General features: G+C 63.6%; 22 protein-coding genes and 1 tRNA gene. 1 reads left to right on the plus strand and 22 read right to left on the minus strand.

Features of this window, described 5'->3' with window-relative positions:
- From nuoL to trpB, 21 genes are all read right to left on the minus strand, one after another.
- Complete coding sequence (gene nuoL / locus RT460_RS12760) at window positions 1–2112, minus strand: NADH-quinone oxidoreductase subunit L (protein WP_313319339.1); 2112 nt, start codon at window positions 2110–2112, stop codon at window positions 1–3.
- 7 nt (window positions 2113–2119) lie between these two features.
- Window positions 2120–2425, minus strand: a complete 306-nt coding sequence (gene nuoK / locus RT460_RS12765; protein WP_054656949.1) for an NADH-quinone oxidoreductase subunit NuoK — start codon at window positions 2423–2425, stop codon at window positions 2120–2122.
- Entirely contained in the window at window positions 2422–3075 is a 654-nt protein-coding gene (locus tag RT460_RS12770) for an NADH-quinone oxidoreductase subunit J (protein ID WP_313319340.1), read from the minus strand. The genes nuoK and RT460_RS12770 overlap by 4 nt, the downstream gene beginning before the upstream one ends.
- Before the next feature lie 9 nt (window positions 3076–3084).
- A complete protein-coding gene (gene nuoI / locus RT460_RS12775; RefSeq protein ID WP_313319341.1) occupies window positions 3085–3573 on the minus strand; it encodes an NADH-quinone oxidoreductase subunit NuoI in 489 nt (162 codons plus the stop codon).
- Between the two features lie 3 nt (window positions 3574–3576).
- Window positions 3577–4671, minus strand: a complete 1095-nt coding sequence (gene nuoH, locus RT460_RS12780) for an NADH-quinone oxidoreductase subunit NuoH (RefSeq protein WP_313319342.1) — start codon at window positions 4669–4671, stop codon at window positions 3577–3579.
- Window positions 4668–6902 (minus strand): NADH-quinone oxidoreductase subunit NuoG, encoded by a 2235-nt coding sequence (gene nuoG / locus RT460_RS12785; protein ID WP_313319343.1) that lies wholly within the window; start codon window positions 6900–6902, stop codon window positions 4668–4670. Before nuoG ends, nuoH begins: the two co-directional genes overlap by 4 nt.
- A complete protein-coding gene (gene nuoF, locus RT460_RS12790; protein ID WP_313319344.1) occupies window positions 6899–8236 on the minus strand; it encodes an NADH-quinone oxidoreductase subunit NuoF in 1338 nt (445 codons plus the stop codon). The genes nuoG and nuoF overlap by 4 nt, the downstream gene beginning before the upstream one ends.
- A gap of 3 nt (window positions 8237–8239) precedes the next feature.
- Window positions 8240–8767 (minus strand): NADH-quinone oxidoreductase subunit NuoE, encoded by a 528-nt coding sequence (nuoE, locus tag RT460_RS12795; protein ID WP_313319345.1) that lies wholly within the window; start codon window positions 8765–8767, stop codon window positions 8240–8242.
- 91 nt (window positions 8768–8858) lie between these two features.
- Window positions 8859–10088, minus strand: a complete 1230-nt coding sequence (locus tag RT460_RS12800) for an NADH-quinone oxidoreductase subunit D (RefSeq protein WP_313319366.1) — start codon at window positions 10086–10088, stop codon at window positions 8859–8861.
- 89 nt (window positions 10089–10177) lie between these two features.
- Window positions 10178–10930 carry an NADH-quinone oxidoreductase subunit C gene (locus tag RT460_RS12805; protein ID WP_313319346.1) on the minus strand — a complete coding sequence of 251 codons (753 nt, stop codon included), beginning with the start codon at window positions 10928–10930 and terminating at the stop codon, window positions 10178–10180.
- 33 nt (window positions 10931–10963) lie between these two features.
- Window positions 10964–11518: an NADH-quinone oxidoreductase subunit B gene (locus RT460_RS12810; protein ID WP_293708854.1), complete on the minus strand. Its 555-nt coding sequence runs from the start codon at window positions 11516–11518 to the stop codon at window positions 10964–10966.
- The gene (locus RT460_RS12815; RefSeq protein WP_232147756.1) at window positions 11509–11865 is read right to left on the minus strand and encodes an NADH-quinone oxidoreductase subunit A; all 357 of its coding nucleotides are present in this window, start codon (window positions 11863–11865) and stop codon (window positions 11509–11511) included. Before RT460_RS12815 ends, RT460_RS12810 begins: the two co-directional genes overlap by 10 nt.
- 111 nt (window positions 11866–11976) lie before the next feature.
- Window positions 11977–12061 (minus strand) — tRNA-Leu (locus RT460_RS12820).
- A 49-nt stretch (window positions 12062–12110) separates the two neighbouring features.
- Complete coding sequence (gene secG / locus RT460_RS12825) at window positions 12111–12554, minus strand: preprotein translocase subunit SecG (RefSeq protein WP_313319347.1); 444 nt, start codon at window positions 12552–12554, stop codon at window positions 12111–12113.
- A gap of 27 nt (window positions 12555–12581) precedes the next feature.
- Window positions 12582–13337, minus strand: coding sequence for a triose-phosphate isomerase (gene tpiA, locus RT460_RS12830; protein ID WP_313319348.1), 756 nt, complete (start codon window positions 13335–13337; stop codon window positions 12582–12584).
- Window positions 13338–13499: 162 nt separating this feature from the next.
- Window positions 13500–14438, minus strand: coding sequence for a 2-oxoglutarate and iron-dependent oxygenase domain-containing protein (locus RT460_RS12835; RefSeq protein WP_313319349.1), 939 nt, complete (start codon window positions 14436–14438; stop codon window positions 13500–13502).
- A 74-nt stretch (window positions 14439–14512) separates the two neighbouring features.
- Window positions 14513–15871: a phosphoglucosamine mutase gene (gene glmM / locus RT460_RS12840; protein WP_313319350.1), complete on the minus strand. Its 1359-nt coding sequence runs from the start codon at window positions 15869–15871 to the stop codon at window positions 14513–14515.
- Window positions 15871–16755 carry an acetyl-CoA carboxylase, carboxyltransferase subunit beta gene (gene accD / locus RT460_RS12845; protein WP_313319351.1) on the minus strand — a complete coding sequence of 295 codons (885 nt, stop codon included), beginning with the start codon at window positions 16753–16755 and terminating at the stop codon, window positions 15871–15873. The genes glmM and accD overlap by 1 nt, the downstream gene beginning before the upstream one ends.
- Before the next feature lie 448 nt (window positions 16756–17203).
- Window positions 17204–17998: a tryptophan synthase subunit alpha gene (gene trpA, locus RT460_RS12850; protein ID WP_313319367.1), complete on the minus strand. Its 795-nt coding sequence runs from the start codon at window positions 17996–17998 to the stop codon at window positions 17204–17206.
- Window positions 17999–18005: 7 nt separating this feature from the next.
- Entirely contained in the window at window positions 18006–18641 is a 636-nt protein-coding gene (locus RT460_RS12855; protein WP_313319352.1) for a hypothetical protein, read from the minus strand.
- A 2-nt stretch (window positions 18642–18643) separates the two neighbouring features.
- Complete coding sequence (gene trpB / locus RT460_RS12860) at window positions 18644–19861, minus strand: tryptophan synthase subunit beta (protein WP_313319353.1); 1218 nt, start codon at window positions 19859–19861, stop codon at window positions 18644–18646.
- Window positions 19862–19955: 94 nt separating this feature from the next.
- On the opposite strand from trpB, the gene RT460_RS12865 reads away from it, so the two are divergent.
- Window positions 19956–20846, plus strand: coding sequence for a LysR family transcriptional regulator (locus RT460_RS12865; protein ID WP_313319354.1), 891 nt, complete (start codon window positions 19956–19958; stop codon window positions 20844–20846).
- A gap of 164 nt (window positions 20847–21010) precedes the next feature.
- Here RT460_RS12865 and RT460_RS12870 read toward each other — a convergent pair whose 3' ends face one another.
- Window positions 21011–22120, minus strand: coding sequence for a toxic anion resistance protein (locus tag RT460_RS12870; protein ID WP_313319355.1), 1110 nt, complete (start codon window positions 22118–22120; stop codon window positions 21011–21013).
- Window positions 22121–22130: the final 10 nt, after the last annotated feature.

The following is a 22130-nucleotide window of genomic DNA, read 5'->3' on the forward strand; positions in this document are numbered from 1 at the left end:
TCAACGCCAGAAATGCATCAGCAGGCCCAACAGGGCAATCAGGCCGATGATCATCACGAAAGCGTAGTGGTAGAGGAAACCGGTTTGGGTGCGGCGCAGCAGGTTGGCAGCCAGGTCGACCAGACGCGCCGAACCATTGACCATCACCCCATCAACGACCGTGCTATCCACCGCACGGGCGGCCTTGCCGAGCTGCACACCGCCGCCGGCAAAGCCGTCGATCCAGAGCTTGTCGAAGCCGTACTTGTTTTCCAGCAGCGAAACCACCGGTGCCAGCGTCTTGCGGGACTTGCCTGCAAGTTCCGGCTTCCAGATGTAGAACACCCAGGCCAGTGCGAAGCCGGCAACGGTCAGCCAGAACGCCGGCATCATCATGCCGTGCAGCGCATAGGCAACCGAACCGTGCCAGAACTCCTTGCCCACAGCGGCGATGGTGTCACGTGCCGGGTCATAGAAGTCGACGATGCCGGTGAAGAACGACATGGTCTGGCCGGGGATGCCGCCAGCGGCGTGGTGACCATCCCAACCGGTACCGAACAGCATCGGGCCGATGGTGAAGAAACCGATCAGCACCGACGGGATCGCCAGCAGGATCAGCGGCAGGGTCACCACCCACGGCGACTCATGCGGTTCGTGCGCACCATGACCGTGGTGATCATCGTGGCCGTGGCCGTGATCAGCGTGGTGATCATCATGCGCGTCGCGGAAGCGTTCCTTGCCGAAGAAGGTCAGGAACAGCAGGCGGAAGCTGTAGAAACTGGTGACGATGACGCCGCCCAGCACAGCCCAGTAGCCGTAGGTCGCGATCCAGCTCGAAGATTCGTGCGCGTGGTGCGCGGCGGCTTCGATGATGGTGTCCTTCGAATAGAAACCCGCGAAGAACGGCGTACCCACCAGAGCCAACGTACCGATCCACATGGTGATGTGGGTGATCGGCATGTATTTGCGCAGGCCGCCCATCTTCATCATGTTCTGCTCATGGTGCATGCCCATGATCACCGAACCGGCACCCAGGAACAGCAGCGCCTTGAAGAAGGCGTGGGTCATCAGGTGGAACACGGCACCCGAGTAGGCCGACACACCCAGCGCAACGGTCATGTAGCCCAGCTGCGACAGCGTCGAATAGGCAACCACGCGCTTGATGTCGCTCTGCACGATGCCGATCAGGCCGGTGAAGAACGCGGTGGTGGCACCGATGAACAGGATGAAGTCCAGCGCGGTCTGCGACAGCTCGAACAGCGGCGACATGCGGGTCACCATGAAGATGCCGGCGGTGACCATGGTCGCGGCGTGGATCAGTGCCGAGATCGGGGTCGGGCCTTCCATCGAGTCCGGCAGCCAGACGTGCAGCGGCACCTGGGCCGACTTGCCCATCGCGCCGATGAACAGGCAGATGCAGATGACGGTAGCCACGCTCCACTGCTGGTCGCCGATCAGCTGCACGGCAGCGTGGCCGGTCAGGTCAGTGCCCAGCACGGCGCCGGCATTGGCAAACACGGTTGCGTAATCCAGCGTGCCGAAGGCCCACAGGATGCCGCCGATACCCAGCAAGAAGCCGAAGTCACCCACACGATTGACCAGGAAGGCCTTCATGTTGGCGAAGATCGCGGTCGGACGCTTGAAGTAGAAGCCGATCAGCAGGTACGACACCAGGCCCACCGCTTCCCAGCCGAAGAACAGCTGCAGGAAGTTGTTGCTCATCACCAGGGTGAGCATCGAGAAGGTGAACAGCGAGATGTAGCTGAAGAAGCGCTGGTAACCGTCGTCCTCGGCCATGTAGCCGATCGAGTAGATGTGGACCAGCAGCGACACGAACGTCACCACCACCATCATCATCGCGGTCATGCGGTCGATCATGAAACCGACGTGCGCGGAGTACTGGCCGACTTCAAAGAAGGTGTACACGTTCTCGTTGTACGGCTGCGCCCCACCCCACAGCAGCTGCCAGAAAGCGTAGGCCGACAGGCCGCAGCTGATGGCAACGCCGAGGATGGTGATGTACTGGGCGCCCTTGCGCCCCACCTGACGACCGAACAGGCCGGCGATGATGCTGCCGAACAGTGGTGCTAGCACCACTGCAATCAACAGACTCTTGGAGAGAGTGATTTCCATCTTCGGATCAGCCCTTCAGCGAATCGACTTCGCCCACGTTGATGGTGTGGCGAGTACGGAACAAGGTCACCAGGATCGCGAGGCCGATTGCAGCTTCTGCCGCGGCCACGGTCAGGATGAAGAAAACGAACAGCTGACCGGCGGTGTCGCCGAGCTCACGCGAGAAGGCGATGAAGTTGATGTTCACCGACAGCAGCATCAGTTCGATCGACATCAGCAGGACGATGATGTTCTTCCGGTTGAGGAAGATGCCGGCAACGCTGATGCAGAACATCACCGCGCCCAGCGCGAGCATATGGCCCAGGGAAATCATGGCTTGGCCTCCTCGCCACCTTCGTTCTTCACTTCCACCTGCACCACCGGCTTTTCGGCGGCCATCTTGACGATGCGCAGGCGGTCCTTTGCCTTGACCATGGTCTGCTCGGTCGGGTTCTGCGTCTTCAGGCCCTCGCGGCGGCGCAGGGTCAGCATCACTGCTGCCACCACGGCCACGGTCAGGATCACGGCGGCGAACTCGAACGGCAGCAGGTACTCGGTGAACAGGCTGCGTGCCAGCCAGGTGATGTTGGAAGTGTCAGCAGCAACCGCAGCGGCATTGTCCACCGGGAACGGCGCGGTGCGTGCCTTGATGCCGATCAGGGTCAGCATCTGCACCAGCATCACCACCGCGACCACCAGGCCGACCGGCAGGTAACGCACCCAGCCTTCACGCAGGTTGGTGGTGTCGATGTCCAGCATCATCACCACGAACAGGAACAACACCATCACCGCGCCGACGTAGACCAGCACCAGGGTGACACCCAGGAACTCCGCCCCCACCAGCAGCCAAACGCAGGCTACCGAGAAGAACGTCAGGATCAGGCACAGCACGGCATACACCGGGTTGCGCACGCTGATCACCGACCCCGCCGAGATACCGGCGATGATGGAGAAGAACCAGAAAGCAATATTTACCCAATCCATCTCAAGACCTCAGCGGAAGGCGGCGTCGGCGGCGCGGCGCTCGGCGATTTCGGCTTCAAGCCGGTCGCCAAGTGCCAGCAGCTGCGGCTTGGTGATGATGTTCTCGCCACGCTTCTCGAAGTGGTACTCGAGAATGTGGGTCTCGACGATCGAGTCCACCGGGCAGCTTTCTTCGCAGAAGCCGCAGAAGATGCACTTGAACAGGTCGATTTCGTAACGCGTGGTACGGCGGGTGCCGTCTTCGCGCTTGTCCGAGTCGATGGTGATGGCCAGTGCCGGGCACACCGCTTCGCACAGTTTGCAGGCGATGCAGCGCTCTTCACCGTTGGGATAGCGGCGCAAAGCGTGCAGGCCACGGAAACGCGGCGACTGCGGGAACTTCTCCATCGGGTACATCACGGTGTACTTGGGCTTGAACGTGTATTTCAACGTCAGCCACAAGCCGCCGAGCAACTCCAGGAGCAGCAGGCTTTTGAAATAGTGGGTGATCTTATTCATGAATCAAACGCCCTTCTGGATCACGCCGTAGAACACCATCAGTGCCGTCACCGCGATCCAGAAAATGGTCAGCGGGATGAACACCTTCCAGCCCAGACGCATGATCTGGTCATAGCGGAAGCGCGGGAAGCTGGCACGGAACCAGATATATGCGCTGGCGAAGAACAGCACCTTCAGCAACAGCCACGGCCAACCGCCGGTCCAGATCCAGTTGATCCACGGCGATACGTCTGCCGTGATCCAGCCCTGGAGCGGGCTCAGCCAGCCACCGAGGAAGAAGATCGAGATCAGGAAGCTGACCAGGATCATGTTGGCGTATTCGGCCAGGAAGAACAGTGCGAACGCACCGCCGGAGTACTCAACCATGTGGCCGGCAACGATTTCCGACTCACCTTCCACCACGTCGAACGGCGCGCGGTTGGTTTCGGCAACGCCGGATACCCAGTACACGACGAACAGCGGGAACAGCGGCAGCAGGAACCAGTCGAACAGACCGGCGTTGCCCTTCTGCGCCAGCACGATGTCGGTCAGGTTCAAGCTGCCGGCGGCGATCATCACGCCGACCAGGGCAAAGCCCATCGCGATTTCGTAACTGACCACCTGCGCGGCCGAACGCATCGCACCGAGGAAGGCGTACTTGGAGTTGGATGCCCAACCGGCCAGGATCACGCCGTACACGCCCAGCGAGGTCATCGCCAGCAGGTACAGCAGGCCAACGTTGGCGTTGGACAAGACAAGCTTGTAGTCGAACGGAACCACCGCCCACGCCGCGAACGACGGTGCCAGCACGATCAACGGGGCGATGACATACATCGCCTTGTGCGCACTGGCCGGTGCAATGATTTCCTTGAACAGCAGCTTGGTGACGTCGGCGAAGGCCTGCAGCAGGCCACCCAGACCGACATACATCGGCCCGTGGCGCACGTGCATCCAGCCGATCAGCTTGCGCTCCCACAGCACGTAGAAGGCAACCGAAATGATCACCGGCATGGCGATCAACAGGATCTTGATCACCGTCCACAGGACGATGCCGATGTCACCCAGTGCCATGAACCACTGGTACAGCGGGTCGATCGCGTTTAACAGCAACTCGTTCATGCAGCCACCACCGTTACACGAGCGGCACCCAGCGGCGCGGTCGCGCCGTGGCCCGATTCAATCCACACCGTACCTGCAGCGACGCGGGCGTCGACCACAACCGACAGGGTTGCGCGGCCGGCGTCGGTGCCGACCTTGGCCATCTGGCCTTCGGTCAGCTGCAGACGCGCGGCGTCATCGGCGTTGAGCACGATGCGCGGATCATTGTTGAGCGGATGCGACTGCAGCGCCTGGGCACGACGCACGACGGCGTCGGTACGGTAGATCGCCGGGGTCGAAGCCACTTCAAAGCCCTCGCCTGCCGGCTGCGGCTGCGCCGAAGCGGCAACCTTGACCGACACCGGCTGCACGCCAGCGCGCAGGCCTGCCAGATCGGTGAAACCGAAACCAGCCAACTGCATGTCGCCACCGAGGGCACGCAGCACGCGCCAGCCCTCGCGGGCCTCGCCTTGCAGCTTGCCGCCGGCGCGGGCAACCTGGTCGCGGCCGTCCAGATTGGTCAGCGTGCCGTCGATTTCCGGCAGCGCGCCAATCGGCAGGATCACGTCGGCCACGTCGCGGGTCGAGGTGCAGGCGAAATGGCTGAATGCCACCACCTTGGCACCGGCCAGCGCCTTGCGGGCGGCAGCGGTATCGGCGAAGTCCAGGCCAGGCTCGATGCCGTACAGGGCATAGGCCTTGCGCGGCTGGGCCAGCATCGCATTGACGTCCTTGCCGGCCGGCAACACGCCAACGCGGGCCAGGCCCAGTGCGTTGGCGCCCTGCGGGATACGGCACAGCTTGGCGCCGGTAGCGGCGGCAAACGCGCTGGCAGCCGAACGGATCGCAGCGGCCTGCGGGTGATTCTCAGCAATCGAACCGACGATGATGACGGTGTTGCTGCCGCCCTTCACTGCCTCGACCAGCTGGGCGTTGCCCAGTGCTTCGACAAAGCGCGACGGTGCAACGATCTGCTTGCCGGCGAGCTTGAACGCAAAATCAAAGTCCACCGGGTTGATCGCGTGGATCTTGGCACCGTTGGTGGTCTGCGCCTTGCGCAGGCGAGCGTGCAGCAGCGGCAGCTCGTGGCGGATATTGCTACCCAGCACGACGATCTGATCAGCGTGTTCAATCTCGGCCAGCGACATGCCGAAGGCTTCGGCAACCGGGGCGTCGGAGAAATCGCGGTTGTTGATGCGGTGGTCGATGTTGTTCGAACCCAGGCCAGCGGCCAGGCGCGCCAGCAAGGCGCCCTCCTCGTTCGACGTCGCCGGGTGCACCAGCACGCCGAGGTCGTCGCCACGGTTGGCTTCGAAGATTTCGCGGGCCGCGGCCAGACCTTCGGCCCAGCTCACTTCCTTCCACTCGCCATTGACCTTCTGCAACGGCTTGACCGCGCGGTCGGCCGAATACAGGCCCTGATGCGAATAACGATCGCGGTCGGACAACCAGCACTCGTTGACCAGTTCGTTGTCACGCGGCACGGCGCGCAGCACTTCGCCGCGGCGCACGTGCAGGAACAGGTTCGAGCCCATCGCGTCGTGGTAACCCAGCGACTCGCGTGCGGTCAGTTCCCACGGGCGGGCCTTGAACTGGAACACCTTGTTGGTCAGCGCGCCCACCGGGCACACGTCGATGACGTTGCCGGACAGTTCGGTGGTCAACGGCTTGCCGTCGTAGGTGCCGATCTGCAGGTTTTCACCGCGCGACATGCCACCCAGTTCGTAGGTACCGGCGACTTCTGCGGTGAAGCGCACGCAACGCGTGCACTGGATGCAGCGGGTCATCTCGGTGGCGACCAGCGGGCCCATGTCCTCGTCGGCCACAACGCGCTTGCGCTCGTTGAAGCGGCTGACCGAACGGCCGTAACCCAGCGATACGTCCTGCAGCTCGCACTCGCCGCCCTGGTCGCAGATCGGGCAGTCCAGCGGGTGGTTGATGAGCAGGAACTCCATCACCGAACGCTGGTACTTCAGTGCCTTTTCGTTGCGGGTCTGGATCTTCATGCCATCCATGACCGGGGTCGCGCACGCCGGCGACGGCTTGGGCGACTTTTCAACGTCGACCAGGCACATGCGGCAGTTTGCGGCGATCGGCAGCTTCTCGTGGTAGCAGAAGCGCGGAATCGGAATGCCAGCCTTGTCGGCGGCCTGGATGATCATCGAACCCTTGGGTACGACCAGGGTCTGACCATCGATATCGATGGTCACATGATCCGGCGGTACGTTGGGATTTACCGGTTGCGCGCTCATGCGGCAGCAGCCTCCACCTTCTTGCCGTCAACCATCGAATGACCGTTGACGATGTAGTACTCGAATTCGTCCCAGAACTGGCGCAGGAAGCCTTGGATCGGCCACGCTGCCGCCTCACCGAACGCACAGATGGTGTGACCTTCGATCTGGCCGGCCACCGTCTTCAGCTGATGCAGGTCTTCCATCGTGGCCTGGCCGGCGACGATGCGCTCCAGCACGCGATGCATCCAACCGGTACCTTCGCGGCACGGGGTGCACTGGCCACAGGATTCCTTGTGGAAGAACTGGCTGATGCGGCAGGCGAACTTCACGCAGCAGACGCTGTCATCCAGCACCACGATGGCACCCGAGCCCAGGCCCGAGCCCAGTGCGCGGATGGTGTCGTAGTCCATCGGCAAGCCCTTGAGCTGCTCGGCGGTCAGCACCGGCATGGACACGCCACCCGGGATCGCGGCCTTCAGCTTGCGACCCGGGCGCAGGCCACCTGCCATCTCCAGCAGATCGTCAAAGGTGGTGCCCAGCGGAACTTCAAAGTTGCCACCCTTGGCCACGCAGCCGGACACCGAGAAACACTTCGGGCCACCGTTGTTGGTCAGGCTCAGGCCCTTGAACCACTCAGCACCGTTGCGGATGATCGCCGGCACCGACCCATAGGTCTCGGTGTTGTTGATCGTCGACGGCTTGCCGTACAGGCCGAAATTGGCCGGGAACGGCGGCTTGTAACGCGGCTGGCCCTTCTTGCCTTCCAGCGACTCCATCAGCGCGGTTTCTTCACCGCAGATGTAAGCGCCGGCGCCAAGCGCGCAGTACAGATCGATATCAACGCCGCTGCCCATCACGTTCTTGCCCAGCCAACCATGCTTGTAGGCATCGGCCAGGGCCTGTTCGAAATGCTCGAAAGGCTCGTGGTGGAACTCGCCGCGCAGGTAGTTGTAGCCCACGGTCGAACCGGTGGCGTAGCAGGCGATTGCCATGCCTTCGACAACCGAATGCGGGTTGTAGCGCAGGATGTCGCGATCCTTGCAGGTGCCCGGTTCGGATTCGTCCGAGTTGCAGAGGATGTACTTCTGCACATCGCCCTTGGGCATGAAGGACCACTTCAAGCCGGTCGGGAAACCCGCACCGCCGCGGCCGCGCAGGCCGGACTGCTTGACCATCTCGATGACGTCGGCCGGCGCGATCTTCTCTTCGATGATCTTGCGCAGCGCGGCGTAGCCACCGGTCTTCAGATAGCTTTCGTACGACCACGGGGTGTCGTAATGCAGCGTGGTATAGACCACGTTGTGCGGAAGCGGCGCCGGTCCGACCGGGCCCTTGGATTCGTGGTGTGCCATGCCTTACTCCAGCCCGTCCAGCAGCGCGTCGACCTGGTCCAGCGTCAGGCGCTCATGGTAATGACCGTTGATGACCATCATCGGTGCGCCCGCGCAACCGGCCAGGCACTCTTCCTCTTTCTTGAGGTAGACGCGGCCGTCGGCGGTCGATTCACCGTGCTTGATGCCCAGCTTCTTCTCGCAATGGCGGACGATGTCGTCGGCGCCGTTGAGCCAGCAGCTGATGTTGGTGCAGATGGCGACGTTATTGCGGCCAACCTTCTCGGTCTCGAACATCGAGTAGAAGGTCGCCACCTCGTACGCCCACACGAACGGCAGATCCAGGTACTTGGCCACGCCGGCGATCAGCTCGTCGGTCAGCCAGCCCTGGTTCTGCTCCTGCGCAGCATGCAGACCCTGCAGCACCGCCGAACGCTTGCGCTCCGGCGGGAACTTGGTCAGCCAGTGATCGATGTGAGCGCGCGTCTTGTCGCTCAACACCACCATCGGGTCGACGTCGCGCGCCGCCTCGTAATTACCCGTCGCCTTCATCGGCCGACCTCAACGAATACCAAATTCTGGAAAACCGAAGCCTGCAGCAGCAGGGCCGCGCAGGCATCGGGCGTTGTGCAGCTACCGGGCATTACCGGTCAACCTCACCGAACACGAGATCGTAGGTACCGATCATCGCCACCACGTCGGCCAGCATGTGGCCGCGCACGATCGAGTCGATCGAGGACAGGTGGGCAAAGCCCGGTGCGCGCAGGTGCACGCGGAACGGCTTGTTGGCGCCATCGGAAACCAGGTAGCAGCCGAACTCGCCCTTGGGCGCTTCAACCGCGGCATAGGTTTCGCCGGCCGGTACGCAGTAGCCTTCACTGAACAGCTTGAAGTGATGGATCAGCGCTTCCATGTCGTCCTTCATCTCGGCGCGAGCCGGCGGGGCGACCTTGAAGTTCTTGACCATCACCGGGCCCGGATTGGCCTTCAGCCAAGCCACGCACTGCTTGATGATGCGGTTGGATTCACGCATTTCGGCAACGCGGACCAGGTAGCGGTCGTAGCAGTCGCCATTGGTGCCCAGCGGCAGATCGAAATCGACCGCGTCGTACTTGGCATACGGCTGCTTCTTGCGCAGATCCCAGGCGATACCCGAGCCGCGCAGCATCACGCCGGTCATGCCCCAGGCCAGCGCGTGCTCCGGGGTGATCACGCCGATACCGACCGTACGCTGCTTCCAGATACGGTTGTCGGTCAGCAGGGTTTCGTATTCGTCGACGCGGCTGGGGAACTCATTGGTGAAGTTCTCCAGGAAGTCCAGCAGCGAGCCTTCACGCGAGGCGTTCAGGCGCTTGAGGGCATTGCCCTTGTGCCAGCGCGACTCCTTGTACTTCGGCATCGTGCTGGGCAGGTCGCGGTAGACGCCGCCCGGACGGTAATACGCCGCGTGCATGCGTGCGCCGGAGACTGCTTCATAGCAATCCATCAGCTCTTCGCGTTCACGGAAGGCGTACAGCATCACCGCCATCGCGCCCAGATCGAGCGCATTGGAACCCAGCCACATCAAGTGGTTCAGGATGCGGGTGACTTCGTCGAACATGGTGCGGATGTACTGCGCACGTTCCGGCACTTCGATACCCATCAGGGTCTCGATCGAGCGCACGTACGCGTGCTCGTTGCACATCATCGAGCAGTAATCCAGGCGATCCATGTAGCCGACCGACTGATTGAACGGCTTGGATTCGGCCAGCTTTTCAGTCGCGCGATGCAGCAGACCAATATGCGGATCGGCGCGGACGATGGTTTCACCGTCCATTTCCAGGATCAGGCGCAGCACACCATGCGCGGCCGGATGCTGCGGGCCGAAGTTCATGGTGTAGTTGCGGATCTCCTGCCGGGCTTCGGCCGGATTGCTCGCAAAGGCCTGCGAAGCCTGGTGGAATTCTTTCTTTACGTCCGCACTCACTTGCTTGCCTCCGTCTGCGCGCGCTCGCCTTCAGCGGTCTGGAAACGGGCATCGTCGCGGATGACACGCGGCACGCCGACGCGCGGCTCGACCGAAGTCACCGGCTCGTACACCACGCGCTTCTTTTCTTCGTCGTAACGCACTTCGACGTTGCCGATCAGCGGGAAATCCTTGCGGAACGGATGGCCCACGAAACCGTAGTCGGTCAGGATGCGACGCAGGTCCGGGTGGCCTTCGAAGATCACGCCGTACAGGTCGAACGCTTCACGCTCGAACCAGTTCAGGCCCGGATGGATATCGGTCAGCGAGGCGACCACCGGCAGCGTTTCGCTCGGGGCGAAGCAGCGGATGCGCAGCAACTGGTTGTGCTGGTAGGAACGCAGCTGGCAGACCACGGCAAAACGCTGCTTGGGCAGCGCATCCGGCTGTGCGCCGTCGGCGGTTTCGTGGCTGGGGAACTCACCCCAGGCGAAACGGCCAGCGCCCTTGCCTTCCACGCCACGGCTGAAGCCGTGCGAGGAAACGTCCGAGGTATCCCACTCGTCGCTGCCATAGCCAAGGTAGTCGACGCCACACAGATCGGTAGCGTGCTCGAAGCCGAACTCGTCGCGCAACGCCAAGGCAGTTGCGTGCCAATCAGCGACAGCTACTTCCAGCGTAACTTCGCCGCGCGGTTCGACCACCACGACCTGCGCGCCGGCAAAGCGCGCGCGGAGTCGTTCGATGAGAGAAGGTGCTTGCTGGGCCATGGGGGCTGGCGTGCTCTTGATTGTAAAAAGGGATCAGCGCGCGATGGTCTGGGTACGCCAGATCTTCTTCTGCAGCTGCAAAATGCCGTACACCAGCGCTTCGGCGGTCGGCGGGCAGCCCGGGACATAGACGTCCACCGGCACCACGCGATCACAGCCGCGCACCACGGAATACGAATAGTGGTAGTAGCCGCCGCCATTGGCGCAGCTACCCATCGAGATGACCCACTTCGGGTCCGGCATCTGGTCGTAGACCTTGCGCAGCGCCGGGGCCATCTTGTTGACCAGGGTACCCGCCACGATCATCACGTCGGACTGACGCGGCGACGGGCGGAACACCACGCCGTAACGGTCAAGATCCAGGCGCGCCGCACCGGCGTGCATCATCTCGACCGCGCAGCAGGCCAGACCGAAGGTCATCGGCCACATCGAGCCGGTACGTGCCCAATTCAGCAGCGCGTCAACGCTGGTGGTCACATAGCCCTTCTCGAGCAGGGGGTTATCGCCTTCAGGCCGCAGAATGTCGTCAACCCGCCCTTCCGGGACGGGGTTGTTCATCAGGCCGTCGAGAGTTTGGATCACTCCCATTCCAGCGCTCCCTTCTTCCACACGTAGATAAAGCCGAGGAACAGCATGCCCACGAACAGGCCCATGGTGACCAGCGAACGAGCGCCGAGCTCCATGAACACCTGGGTCCAAGGCACGATGAAGATGATTTCCAGGTCAAAGACGATGAACTGGATGGCGATCAGGTAGTAGCGCACGTCGAACTTCATGCGCGCATTTTCGAACGCCTCGAAGCCGCACTCGTAGGCCGAGAGTTTCTCGTTATCCGGGGAACGGGGAGCGAGGAACCGGCCGATCAACATCAGCGCAACGCCGATGCCAGTGGCGACGATCAGAAATAGCAGAGACGGCAAATATTCGGCCAGCACAGCGATTCTCTCTTGCCTCTGCCCGGGACACCTGCAGGTGCCAAGGCATGGGGGATTGACGGGAGTTGCCACGACGGGCGCTGCCGCAACCCGTGTACCCGCATAAAACAATGGTGCCCAAGAGGGGACTCGAACCCCTACGACTCTCGTCGCTACCACCTCAAGGTAGTGCGTCTACCAATTCCGCCACCTGGGCCTACGTCAGCACTGCTGATTCAGCAGTGCGCCGCGTATTGTAACCGTCTTCAGTCTTTCTGGGAGCCCTCAGCGGGCTTTTCTTCACTCTGGACGGGAATATTTTCTGCCGGGGCAGCTGCCTGCGGCACTTCACCGACGGCCGGAGCCGCCGGAGCCGCCGGAAGCGGCTGCAACTCACCTGCCGGAGCGGTGGCCGGAGCCGCCGCCGGGGCCTCGACCTGGGACATCACGCCCAGGCCCTGATTGGTCGGGCGCGAACCATGGCTGGCATACCAGGCCATGAACAGACTGATGCCGAAGAACACGATGGCCAGCCACTTGGTGCTCTTGGACAGGAAGTTGGAGGCACCGCGCGCACCGAACACCGTACCCGAGGCACCCGCGCCAAAGCCGGAACCGGCTGCGGCACCAGAGCCACGCTGCATCAGGATCAGCGCGATCATCGCGATCGCCACCAGCACATAGACCACATTGAGGATCAACATCAGCATTTGAAATCCGTCCCGGACAATTACCCGTTAGCGACCGGCTGCTGCCCTCGCGATGGCCAGGAAATCCTCTGCCACCAACGATGCGCCGCCTACCAGCCCGCCATCCACGTCAGGCTGCGAAAACAGCTCTGCGGCATTGTCGGGCTTCACGCTGCCGCCATAGAGGAGCGGCAACGAATCGGCAATTCTAGCATCGGCCTTGGCTACTACGCCACGAATGAACGCATGCACGGCCTGCGCCTGCTCCGGACTGGCGGTCCGGCCAGTACCAATCGCCCACACTGGCTCATACGCCACCACGGCCTTGGCGAAGGCCTGCACCCCGGCAAGCTCCAGCACCGGCGCCAGCTGCGCGGCTATCACCTGCTCGGTCTGGCCAGCCTCGCGCTGCTCCAGCGTCTCACCTACGCACAAGACCGGGACCAGGCCAGCATGACTGGCCGCGACGAACTTGCGCGCCACCAGCTCGCTGCTTTCATGGTGATACTGGCGACGCTCGGAATGCCCGACCAGGCCATGGGTTGCACCCACGTCGACCAACATCGCGGCCGACACCTCACCGGTATAGGCACCCTTTTCATTGCTGCTCACGTCCTGGGCACCGAAGAGCAGCGAGGTGCCCTCGAAATCCTCGACCAGATCACCCAGGTACGGCAGGGGCGGCAGCACCAGCACATCCACGCCCTCCAGCGGCAGGCCAGCAGCCACCCTGCCCACCAGGTCGGTGGCGAAACCACGGCTGCCGTGCAGCTTCCAGTTACCAGCTACGATCTTGCGGCGCATGCAGGCATAACTCCCCGATAAAAAGTAATGGCAAAGGATAGCCGATATGCAGACATTGCCAGGACAAGGCACGGACAAGCCGGGACAAAACGCAAAAACGCCGTCGTAGCCCGGGGCCACGACGGCGTCTGCATGGCAGCCGGCACTACCGGCCCACCCCACTTACTTCAGCTTGATTTCGCGCAGGCGCTCTTCAAGGAAGCCATGGGCGGTGATCGCCTCCGGATAACGGCTCGGATTCTCCGCCGTGATGCAGGAAGGCAACACGTCGATCAGGAAGTCCGGGTTCGGATGCAGGAAGAACGGCACCGAATAGCGCGGCTTGCGAGCCAGCTCACCCGGGGGATTGACCACGCGGTGGATGGTGGACGGATACACGTGGTTGGTCAGGCGCTGCAGCATGTCGCCAATATTGACCACGATGGTGTCAGCGTCGGAAGTGAACGGCACCCACTCACCTTCATGCGACTGCACTTCCAGGCCAGCAGCGCTGGCGCCCACCAACAGGGTGATGAAGTTGATGTCGCCATGGGCACCGGCGCGCACATTCGGGATATCGTCGGTGGTGATCGGCGGGTAATGGATCGGGCGCAGGATCGAGTTGCCGTTGTTGGTCTTGTCGGCAAAAAACTCCTGCGGCAGGCCGATGTGCAGGGCCAGGGCCGACAGCACGCGCGAGCCCAGCTGGTCCAGCTTCTGGTACAGGCCGTACCCATGCTCCTTGAAGCCCGGCACCTCGGTCGGCCACAGGTTCGGCGGCATCACCTCGCGGTACTTGGAGTCGTCCGGGATTTCCCGGCCGATATGCCAGAACTCCTTCAGATCGAAGTGCTTGGAGCCCTTGGCGGTTTCCACGCCAAACGGGGTGTAGCCGCGGGCGCCGCCGCCACCCGCCACGTGGTACTGCTTCTTCACCTCATCCGGCAGTGCGAAGAACGCCTTGAAGACGTCATACGCGGCATCGATGTCGGCCTGGGGGATGCCATGGTTGCGAATGCCCGCGAAACCCCACTCACGATAAGCGGCGCCCAGCTCGGCCACGAAGGCCTCGCGGTCGCTATCGAAACGGGTGATGTCGAGGGTGGGAATACGGGAACTCATTCAACTACTCCAGAGAAGGGAACGGGGTGCCGGTCATTGGAACCGACACCCCGGGTTCAACACTATGATCCAGCTCAAACCTGTGCGGCAGCAGAACGGACCGCGTCGGCCAGCGCCTCGAGGGTGGCGGCCATCAGGCCAGCCTCATCCGCCTCGACCGTGACCCGCACCACCGGCTCGGTGCCGGAGGGACGCAGGAACGCCCTGCCCCGGCCCGCCACGGCGGCCTGCGCAGCGGCCAGTGCAGCCTGCACGGGCGCACTTTTGACCACTTCGCGCGCACCGCTTTCAAGGCGCACGTTGATGGTCTTCTGCGGCACCATCGCCAAGCCCTCGCCCGCCTGACGCAGGTTCTGGCCGGCCTGACCCAGCACCTCCAGCACCTGCAGCGCACTGACGATCGCATCACCGGTAGTGGCGCGGTCCAGGCACAGGATGTGACCGGAGGCCTCACCGCCCAGCACGCCACCACCTTCGACCAGCGCCTGGTGCACGTATCGGTCACCGACATTGGCACGCACGAAGGGGATACCCAAGCGGCCCAGCGCCTGCTCCAGCCCGAAATTGGTCATCAAGGTACCGACCACCGGGCCGCGCAGGCGACCGCTGGCCTGCCACGCCTTGGCAAGGATATACAGCAGGCCATCACCATCCACCGCGGCGCCGGTGTCATCCACCATCAGCACGCGATCACCGTCGCCGTCGAAGGCGATGCCCATATGGGCGCCAACCTCGACCACCTTGCGCGCAAGGTTGTCGATATGGGTGGAACCCACGCCGTCATTGATGTTGACCCCATTGGGCTCGGCACCAATGGCGATGACCTCGGCGCCCAACTCGCGGAACAGCAGCGGCGCAATGTGGTACGTGGCGCCATGCGCGCAATCGAGAACGACCTTGAGCCCGCGCAGATAGAAATGGCGCGGCACACTGGCCTTGCAGAATTCGATGTAACGGCCCACCGCGTCGCGCGCGCGCATGGCCTTGCCCAACTGCTCGGATTCGACCGTGGCGAAGGACTGGTCCATTGCCGCTTCCAGCGCTTCTTCGGTGGCATCGTCGAGCTTCTCGCCTTCGGCGGAGAAGAACTTGATGCCATTGTCATGGTGCGGATTGTGCGAGGCACTGATCACGATGCCAGCGTCGGCGCCCAGGGTATGGGCCAGGAAGGCCACCGCCGGGGTCGGCATGGGACCCAGCAGCTGGACATTGGCACCGGCCGCCACCAGCCCGGCCTCCAGCGCCGACTCGAACATGTAGCCGGAAATGCGGGTGTCCTTGCCGATCACAACGGTCGGCTGCCCGCCACCGCTGCGCTCCACCAGCACCCGGCCCAGTGCATTACCCACGCGCAACACGAAGTCTGCGGAAATAACGCCTTTGCCGACCCGGCCGCGGATGCCGTCGGTCCCGAAATACTTGCGGTTGCTCATTACGCTGCCACGTCCTTGTCAGCCTGGGGTTGATTCATCAGCATCGCCAACAGGTCGGCCAGGCGATCACGCATTTCGCGGCGATCGCAGATCTGGTCGATGGCGCCATGCTCAAGCAGGAACTCCGAACGCTGGAAGCCTTCCGGCAGTTTTTCGCGCACGGTCTGCTCGATCACGCGCGGGCCGGCGAAGCCGATCAGCGCATGCGGCTCGGCGATGTTGATATCGCCCAGCATCGCGAACGAGGCCGACACGCCACCGGTGGTCGGATGGGTCAGCACCGAGATGTAAGGCAGGCCGGCTTCGCGCAGCTTGGCCAGCGCCGCCGAGGTCTTGGCCATCTGCATCAGCGAGAACAGGCCTTCCTGCATGCGCGCACCGCCGGAGGCGGAGAAACACACGTAAGGCGAACCGATCTCCAGCGCGGTTTCGGCTGCCAGCGAGAAACGCTCACCGACCACCGAGCCCATCGAGCCCCCCATGAAGGCGAAATCGAAGGACGAAGCGACCAGCGGGCGGCCCTTGAGCAGGCCCCGCATGGCGATCAATGCGTCGTACTCGCCGGTGTTCTTCTGGCTGGCCTTGATGCGCTCGCCGTACTTTTTCTGGTCCTTGAACTTCAGCACGTCGGTCGGCCCAAGGCGGGCAGCGATCTCGGTCGTGCTGTCAACGTCGAACAGCGATGCCAGGCGCGCACGCGCACGGATCGCCATGTGGTGGCCGCACTTCGGGCAGACCTCCAGGTTTTCTTCAAGCTCCGGGCGGTACAGGGCCGCGCCGCAGCTCGTGCATTTTTCCCACAGCCCCTCGGGGACGCTGCGTTTTTTGGAGGGCGTGTTGTCGGTACGGATGCCGGACGGCATCAACTTGCTGAGCCAACTCATGCGGGATGACAGTTCCGTTCAGGGCGGCCCAAAGGCCGCGACAGGGGCAACAGTCTAGCTCACCCCTGCGACCAAGGCGCAGCGCCGAATCTGGCGCAATCCCTACTGCCGCGTATGTTTGAGCCCGGCAGCCCTGTCGTGCCGAGCCCTGTCGTGCCGAGCCATGCTCTGCACGGGCCTTGCGGGTAACGCCCCTTGCCGAGCATGGCTCGGCATTACAAAGGCGATCTATCGGTAATGCCCCCTGCCGAGCATGGCTCGGCACTACCGCTTTAGCCCTTCTCCGCCTGCGGGGTGAAAGAGGGGCGTTCAGGAACCACCGGCTCCTGCCCCTGTTGAACACCCTTGCGCCAGCGCAAGGGCCGGGGCGCGGAGCGGGGGTGGGGTGAGGACAGCCTTGGCCGGTAACGCCGCTGCCGAGCATGGCTCGGCACTACAGGACGCCCGCTCAGCGACCCAAAGCTTCGCGCAGCGGCTTGAGGAAGGTCGCGGCGGCAGTTGCCGGGTCAGCCGTCTCAGCCAAAGCTGAGACCAACGCACTTCCCACCACTACGCCATCGGCATCAACCGCCATCGCTGTCGCGCTGGCCGCATCCTTGATGCCGAAACCTGCCACCACCGGCGCACTGGAACGGCTGCGCAACAGGCGCAGACGCTCCCCTGCCGCCGTGCTGTCCAGCCGCTCCGACGCCCCGGTCACGCCAGCGAAGCTGACGTAGTACAGATAGCCTTGGGCCGCATTGCAGAGGCTGTCCAGGCGCGCCTCGCTGCTGGTCGGCGAGGCAAGCAGGATCAAGGCCAGCCCCGCCGCGCTGAGTGCGGCTCGGGGCTCATCGGCTTCTTCCGGCGGCAGGTCAACCAACAGGATGCCGTCCACGCCCGCAGCCACGGCCTCTTCGGCGTAACGCTGATAGCCCCGGATCTCAACTGGATTGAGATAGCCCATCAGCACCACCGGGGTGGCGTTGTCTGTGCGACGGAACTCCGCCACCGTGTCGAGCACGTATTGCCGCCCTGCCCCACGCGCCAATGCATGCTCGGAGCTGCGTTGGATGGTCGGGCCGTCCGCCATCGGATCGGAGAACGGCACACCCAGTTCGATCACATCCGCACCGGCGGCCACCAGCGCATGCATCACCGGCACCGTCGCCTCCAACGAGGGATCGCCTGCGGTGATGAAAGGAATCAGCGCCTTGCGCCCGGAAGCGCGCAGACGGGCGAAACAATCGTCAATTCGGGTCACAGCCATCTCAGGCACATCCTTCAATCAGTTCAACCGCCTCGGGCTGGCCCCAATAGATCGAGGTGACCAGTCCATTCAAAGTTTCCAGGCGCAGGGCCAGTTTGTTGGCCTTGTCGGTCCAGGTCAGGTAGTCCCCATCCGGGGCCGAATACGCATGCGGGCGGGTGACCACACCGGCTGGCAGGCGTTGTTTCGCCTGCGCCACCGTCATGCCCACCCACAGGCCATACGGCAGTGCGGCGGCACCGGCTGGCGGCGCGCTGACCTCCACGCCGGGGTCGTCGGTGGCATCCACCTCGAAACGGGCAATGCGGTCCGCAATCACCATCATCGACATGCCGTCGGGCAGCGTGCCCTTGTCGTAGTACTCGCAATCGCCTTCCATCGCCTCACGCATGCCCGCCGAGACGAAGGCCTTGTCTCCCGCTGCCTTGCCGAAGGGTGCGCCGATGCGCAGTTCGCCCACCCGGGCAAGTTCCACCGGCGAGGTGGCTGCCGGCGTGGCCGCCGTAGCCGCCGCCGCAGGCGTGCTTGCGGCTGCCGGGGCAGCGGGTGCCGATACCTGCGGTGGCGCCGGTGACGGAGTGCAGCCCGCCATCGCCGCAGCCAACCCCGCCAGCAAGGGCGCACCCAGCAAGCGCACCCTCACAGCACCAGACCCTCGCGTGCGGCGATGGTGTGCACGTCCTTGTCACCCCGACCGGACAGGTTGCACAGTACCAACGCGTCCTTGGGCAGCTCGCGGGCCAGCTTGATCGCCTGGGCCACGGCGTGACTGGATTCCAGTGCCGGCAGAATGCCTTCGGTCAGGGTCAGCCGGTGGAACGCTGCCAAGGCTTCTTCGTCGGTGATGCCGACGTACTGGGCGCGGCCGCTGTCGGATAGGAACGCATGCTCCGGGCCGACGCCGGGGTAATCCAGGCCGGCGGAGATGGAATGGGTCTCGATGATCTGGCCATCGTCATCGCACAGCACATAGGTGCGATTACCGTGCAGCACACCCGGGCGGCCGGCCGAGATGGATGCCGCATGGCGGCCGGTGTGGATGCCATCGCCCGCCGCCTCTGCGCCGTAGATCTTCACGCTGCTGTCGTTGAGGAAAGCGTGGAACAGGCCAATGGCGTTGGAGCCGCCCCCCACGCAGGCGGTGATGGCGTCGGGCAGGCGGCCATAGTCCTCCAGCATCTGCGCACGCGCCTCGCGGCCGACGATGGCGTTGAAATCGCGCACCATGCGCGGGTACGGGTCCGGGCCGGCAACGGTGCCGATGATGTAGAAGGTGTCGCGCACATTGGTCACCCAGTCGCGCATGGCTTCGTTCAATGCGTCCTTCAGGGTGGCCGAGCCGCTATGCACCGGCACCACGGTGGCCCCGAGCAGCTTCATCCGATAGACGTTGATCTTCTGTCGCTCGATGTCGGTGGCGCCCATGTAGACCACGCACTCCAGGCCCAAGCGCGCGGCAACGGTGGCCGAGGCGACGCCGTGCTGGCCGGCGCCGGTTTCGGCAATGATCCGGGTCTTGCCCATGCGCGCGGCCAGCATCGCCTGGCCGATAGTGTTGTTCACCTTGTGCGCGCCGGTGTGGTTCAGGTCCTCGCGCTTGAGCAGGATCTGCGCACCGCCCACTTCGCGGCTCAGGCGCTCGGCGTGGTAAATCGGGCTGGGCCGGCCAACGTAGTGCTTCAGGTCCTTGTCGTAGGCCGCAATGAAGGCCGGATCGACACGGGCCTGGTCATAGGCGGCCGCCAGTTCCTGCAGGGGGCCCACCAGGGTTTCGGCCACAAAGCTGCCGCCATAGCGACCAAAGTGCCCGTGGGCGTCCGGATAGGCATGGAAATCGGCAATCGGCGTAGCAGTCATGGCAGTCACAGAAGGGGGAACAGGCATGCAATCTAACGCAGGCCTGCATGCTTGAATATCGATTATTGCTCGACCATGTGTTAGAAAAACTCACATGAAAGACCCCGCCACCCTGCCCTCCCTCAACGCGCTGCGCGCGTTTGAAGCCGCCGCGCGCCTGCGCAGCGTCAGCCTGGCCGCGGCTGAGCTGCACGTCACCCACGGCGCCATCAGCCGCCAGTTGCGCTTGCTGGAACAAGAGTTGGGGATCGCTCTGTTCGAACGCGAAGGCCGCGGCATCCGCCCCAACAGCGCCGGCCAGCGACTGCTGGAAGCCTGCTCAGGGGCATTCGCGCAGCTGCGCGATTGCGTGACCGGCTTGCGCCGGCCCGTGCGCAACGAAGCCTTTGTACTGGGGTGCCCGGGAAGCGTGCTTGCTCGCTGGGTCATCCCCCGCCTGCAGGATCTGCAACGCGACCTGCCCGGCCTGACCCTGCACCTGGCCGCGCAGGAAGGCGATTTCACCCCGCGCCTGGATGGACTGGACGCTGCCCTGCTGCTCGGGCAGGCCCCTTGGCCGGCGGGTTGGCAGGTACATACCTTGGCTACCGAACGGATAGGCCCGGTGTTCAGCCCGTCGATCAAGGGCGCACACCTGCTGGCGCACCAGCCTGCCGATGCATTGCTGGCACATGAGCTGCTGCACACACGATCGCGCCCGCAGGCATGGCCCACCTGGGCTGCGCTCAACGGCATCGATGTGACGGCGCTGCGCTATGGCACCGGCTTCGAGCATCTGTACTACCAGCTTGAAGCGGCAGTTGCCGGGCTGGGCATCGCCATTGCTCCGGAACCCTTGGTCGCCGAAGACCTGGTCAACGGCCGCCTGATCGCACCATGGGGCTTTGTCGATACCGAGGGCGCCTGGGCGCTGTGCACTGCGGGTGATCAGCAGGATCCGCGTGTGGCTGCATTGGCGGATTGGCTGCGCAAGCAGCTTGCGTAAACCTTTACAGGCTTTGTTTTGCTGGAGCGGCGTGAGCCGCGAAGCTCGCACAGCTTGAAAGGCCCAAGAGCTTACCCCTCCCCAACCCTCCCCTTGCCTTCGGCAAAGGGAGGGAGCTAAAGCGCTGGATCCTGCTGCATCTGCTGCATCTGCAGCTTCGCGGCTTACGCCGCTCCCACACTGCCCTGCGTCGGCAGCGCCAAACGCTGCTGCACATCCTCACGCAGGCGCGCCAGTTCCACCTCCGCCTGCTGGCGCTGCTGCATGCCTTCGCGGTGGATGGTGCGCACCTCTTCCACCGTTGCAATAAGTTGCTCGTGCACATGGCGCAGCGTGGCCACATCGATGACGGCACGTTGGTTGGCCTTGGCGGTTTCCACCGAGGTCTGCCGCATCAGGTCTGCATTGCGCCGCATCAACTCGTTGGTCGCGTCATCGATCGCGTTGGACAGGTCAACTGCGTTCTTCTGCTCGCCCAGCGACAGCTGGATGGCGAACTGGCGCTTCCAGGACGGAATGGTGATATCGCGCACCGCGTTGAACTTCTCGATCAACTGGATGGCGTTGGCCTGGATCAGGCGGATCATCGGCAATGATTGATCGGCCGCATGCTGCATGACCGTCAAATCGCCCACGCGCTTGTCGAGCAGGCGGATGGCGTTGTCGATCTCGCCACGACGGATGCGCGATTGCGGGTCTTCCAGACCCAGCAATGCGTGCAACTCGTTGTTGAGCTCGGCCAGGCGCTGCTTGCCGGCGGCAATGTGCAGGCCCAGGCTTTGCCGTTCATCACGGACGATGACATGCATGCGGTCAAACTCACCCACGCGCTGGCCCATCTGCGCCTGTTGGGTGCCGACATCACGCATCAGCTGTTCGATCTGCTGGTTGGTGTCGCTGAATTTCTGCACCAGCTCGCCCTTGGAGGCGCGCATGCGATCGATCAGGCCGCCGATCACCGGCACCTTGGAGCGTTGCTGCAGGCTGTCCAGTTTCAGCGAGCGCGCTATGCGAACCACCTCGCCCAGCTTGTCGCCGGAGGCATCCAGGTCGCGGTTGCGTACGTGATCCAGCAGCTGGCTGGAGAACGCGGCGCTCTTGCCCGCCGCTTCGCGACCGAACACATGCAGGTTGCCGGGACTGATGTCGTCCAGGGTCCGCACGATCTGCGCGATCTGCGGGCGGTCGGTTTCGGTCAGGCCCAGTGCAACCAGGGTTGTAGCGTCCACATCCGCAGAAGGGCCGGCCGGCAGCGGCAGGTTGTCGTCGGTCATCAGCTGTTCT

The sequence above is a fragment of the Stenotrophomonas sp. genome, from assembly GCF_032061965.1.
GTDB lineage: Bacteria > Pseudomonadota > Gammaproteobacteria > Xanthomonadales > Xanthomonadaceae > Stenotrophomonas.

Bases quoted from the DNA above. Each gene is read 5' to 3' on its own strand.
- nuoL (WP_313319339.1), bottom strand. From the start codon at position 2,112: ATGGAAATCACTCTCTCCAAGAGTCTGTTGATTGCAGTGGTGCTAGCA.
- nuoK (WP_054656949.1), bottom strand. From the start codon at position 2,425: ATGATTTCCCTGGGCCATATGCTCGCGCTGGGCGCGGTGATGTTCTGC.
- RT460_RS12770 (WP_313319340.1), bottom strand. From the start codon at position 3,075: ATGGATTGGGTAAATATTGCTTTCTGGTTCTTCTCCATCATCGCCGGT.
- nuoI (WP_313319341.1), bottom strand. From the start codon at position 3,573: ATGAATAAGATCACCCACTATTTCAAAAGCCTGCTGCTCCTGGAGTTG.
- nuoH (WP_313319342.1), bottom strand. From the start codon at position 4,671: ATGAACGAGTTGCTGTTAAACGCGATCGACCCGCTGTACCAGTGGTTC.
- nuoG (WP_313319343.1), bottom strand. From the start codon at position 6,902: ATGAGCGCGCAACCGGTAAATCCCAACGTACCGCCGGATCATGTGACC.
- nuoF (WP_313319344.1), bottom strand. From the start codon at position 8,236: ATGGCACACCACGAATCCAAGGGCCCGGTCGGACCGGCGCCGCTTCCG.
- nuoE (WP_313319345.1), bottom strand. From the start codon at position 8,767: ATGAAGGCGACGGGTAATTACGAGGCGGCGCGCGACGTCGACCCGATG.
- RT460_RS12800 (WP_313319366.1), bottom strand. From the start codon at position 10,088: ATGAACTTCGGCCCGCAGCATCCGGCCGCGCATGGTGTGCTGCGCCTG.
- RT460_RS12805 (WP_313319346.1), bottom strand. From the start codon at position 10,930: ATGGCCCAGCAAGCACCTTCTCTCATCGAACGACTCCGCGCGCGCTTT.
- RT460_RS12810 (WP_293708854.1), bottom strand. From the start codon at position 11,518: ATGGGAGTGATCCAAACTCTCGACGGCCTGATGAACAACCCCGTCCCG.
- secG (WP_313319347.1), bottom strand. From the start codon at position 12,554: ATGCTGATGTTGATCCTCAATGTGGTCTATGTGCTGGTGGCGATCGCG.
- tpiA (WP_313319348.1), bottom strand. From the start codon at position 13,337: ATGCGCCGCAAGATCGTAGCTGGTAACTGGAAGCTGCACGGCAGCCGT.
- RT460_RS12835 (WP_313319349.1), bottom strand. From the start codon at position 14,438: ATGAGTTCCCGTATTCCCACCCTCGACATCACCCGTTTCGATAGCGAC.
- glmM (WP_313319350.1), bottom strand. From the start codon at position 15,871: ATGAGCAACCGCAAGTATTTCGGGACCGACGGCATCCGCGGCCGGGTC.
- accD (WP_313319351.1), bottom strand. From the start codon at position 16,755: ATGAGTTGGCTCAGCAAGTTGATGCCGTCCGGCATCCGTACCGACAAC.
- trpB (WP_313319353.1), bottom strand. From the start codon at position 19,861: ATGACTGCTACGCCGATTGCCGATTTCCATGCCTATCCGGACGCCCAC.
- RT460_RS12865 (WP_313319354.1), top strand. From the start codon at position 19,956: ATGAAAGACCCCGCCACCCTGCCCTCCCTCAACGCGCTGCGCGCGTTT.
- RT460_RS12870 (WP_313319355.1), bottom strand. From the start codon at position 22,120: ATGACCGACGACAACCTGCCGCTGCCGGCCGGCCCTTCTGCGGATGTG.